Source organism: Clostridium sp. MCC344 (assembly GCF_018785365.1).
In the GTDB taxonomy this organism is placed as follows: Bacteria; Bacillota; Clostridia; order Lachnospirales; family Lachnospiraceae; genus Pilosibacter.
On the sequence record NZ_WQPQ01000076.1, the window covers coordinates 1 to 1544 of the forward strand.

Genomic DNA, 1544 nt, shown 5'->3' on the forward strand with positions numbered 1-1544 from the left:
AGAGATCAGCTCTTTTACGGGCGTAAGGTCGATGTGCAGGATATACCCGTTCAGAGCCATTTTCCGTACATAAGCCCCGGCGTTGGAAATGCCCGCCTCGGCCATCCGCTCATGGATGGCCGCCAGCTCGTCCGGCGTTACCATAACGTGCAGATGGACATTCCGCTTGCGGTTCTCCATCAGCGTTCCAGCTCCCGGCCTTTCCGGCGCTCTTTGGGCTCCTTTACCTTGTCCAGCGGCTTTGCGTCCAGCTCCGGGGGCGTGGGTGGGATGGGCGTATTATTGGGTACGCCGTCGATCATGTTGCAGTTCTGCTCCGTGGAGAGCTCGGCGGTTTTCAGATAGTTGTCTTTTTCGTGCATGGCGTTCCTCCTTTATCGTTCCTCATGGTTTTTATGGCTCCGCTTCTGGCCGGGCTCCTTCGGGGGTTCCTGCCCTCTGGTTCCTTCTTTGAGCCGGGCGGTAATGGATGGGCGCACCCGGTCAGGATTGCCCGGTGCTGGTTTCAGTTCATAATCCTCCATCTGCTTTTCGGTCAGCGGCTTTGCGTAGGTCAGTTCGCCCCATGCCATCAGACTGCCGTCTGCCACAGGACGCCGCCTGTCATCGTCGTAGTTGACGATGGAAAGAGGCTGGTTATCCGGCAGCTTCGGGTAAGTTCCTATGTCCACGAGCCGCTGGGTGGAATAATAGCGGTAAACGCCTTCCGGTCCGAGCTCGGTATGCTTGACCGCCGCATGGTAAAGCTGCTGATAGTTGTCCACCCGGCGGTCAAAGTCCCTCTGCGCCCACGCCTGACTGGTTCCATAGCGACCCCAGTAGTAATCCCGATGGCCGTTTTCCCCCTCGGTAAACTGCCAGGTCACAAAGGGGCTCGGCGCTCCCGGATTATGCCCCAGCGCAAAGCCGTGTCCGGTTTCAAAGGTGGCAGCTTTCAAAATCACATATCCTTGTACTGTCTCCAAGAGATACCTCCTTTCTGTGCCTCGGGCCAACATGCCCCGAAGTGCTGGATGTTACGAAATAAGAGGGCAGACCGGGGAGGAATGTAATAAGATATTCCCACCCCGGAAACACCCTCAAAAAAGCCCGGAATGTCAAGCCTTTGGAGGCGGCAAATCGTAACAGCCGCCCGGCCTTTTCTCCCGCATTTTCCTCATGCGTTCCCGGCTTTTCCGGCGGTTCCCTTCGGCCTTGCAGGCGTCGGAACAGTAGGCTTGACGCCCCTCGGGCAAAAACGCCTTTCCGCAGACCGCACAGGCCCGCAGCTCCGGGGAGATGCCTTCCGTTGTCAGCGCCGCTTGAAGCTCCGGGTTAAGGGGCAGGACAGCCTCACGGAAATAACGGCAGTACGCCCCTGTCCAGCACTTGTGCAGCATATAGCAGGCACAGTCAAGAGGAAGGCACAGGCCGCTTTCCCGGTCATAGTTGGCGCACATCCCCGTGACCAGAGTGCGGATTTTTTTCTTCTCGTCACGGGTCAGCTCCCGGGCGTCCATTTAAGACTTCGGGCCACGATGGCCCGAAGGGCGGGGCTCCACGAT

4 protein-coding genes are annotated in these 1544 nt (G+C 58.3%); all 4 read right to left on the reverse strand.

Going from position 1 to position 1544, the window contains the following annotated elements; all coding sequences use genetic code 11:
• Positions 1-180 (reverse strand): plasmid mobilization protein (locus GPK90_RS15430; protein ID WP_486463677.1); only part of this gene is annotated, 180 nt, incomplete at its 3' end.
• Positions 180-362 (reverse strand): DUF4316 domain-containing protein, encoded by a 183-nt coding sequence (locus GPK90_RS15435; protein WP_003500078.1) that lies wholly within the window; start codon positions 360-362, stop codon positions 180-182. The genes GPK90_RS15430 and GPK90_RS15435, both read right to left, overlap by 1 nt.
• A gap of 12 nt (positions 363-374) precedes the next feature.
• Positions 375-965 carry a defense against restriction DarA-related protein gene (locus tag GPK90_RS15440; RefSeq protein ID WP_252197533.1) on the reverse strand — a complete coding sequence of 197 codons (591 nt, stop codon included), beginning with the start codon at positions 963-965 and terminating at the stop codon, positions 375-377.
• Between the two features lie 132 nt (positions 966-1097).
• Complete coding sequence (locus tag GPK90_RS15445) at positions 1098-1499, reverse strand: cysteine-rich VLP protein (RefSeq protein ID WP_055650129.1); 402 nt, start codon at positions 1497-1499, stop codon at positions 1098-1100.
• Positions 1500-1544: the final 45 nt, after the last annotated feature.